Below are 297 nucleotides of genomic sequence, written 5' to 3'. Positions count from 1 at the left end.
ATTACGCTCAACTTGTTTCTGTAGTCGCACTTCAATATCAAGAGTATCTTGCTCAGCCATCGCTTGAGCTTTTACCAATATATCAGATTTAGCATCTAGCTCTCTGATTCGCACTTCCATCAAGGATTCATAATGAATGTGTGCTTTGTCATTAATTCTGATAGTCATATCACGAAGTATTTTCCCAAGCTCTTGTTCATTGAGTGACAGCATATCTTGAAGCTCAACAGGCAACTCAAAAGTCGATGCCACTGCTCTCTGGTCAGGATTAGTATCTACTGTCGATTGTTTTATTTC

1 pseudogene is annotated in these 297 nt (G+C 39.1%); it reads right to left on the bottom strand.

Features of this window, described 5'->3' with window-relative positions:
- Window positions 1–252, bottom strand: a pseudogene (locus AB4486_RS25100) (hypothetical protein); the annotation flags it as partial.
- Between the last annotated feature and the right edge of the window lie 45 nt (window positions 253–297).

The organism is Vibrio sp. 10N.222.55.C6 (genome assembly GCF_041473395.1).
Classification (GTDB): domain Bacteria; phylum Pseudomonadota; class Gammaproteobacteria; order Enterobacterales; family Vibrionaceae; genus Vibrio; species Vibrio crassostreae_C.
Note: the sequence above shows the minus strand (reverse complement) of the source record. Positions and strands in the feature narration are given on the sequence as shown.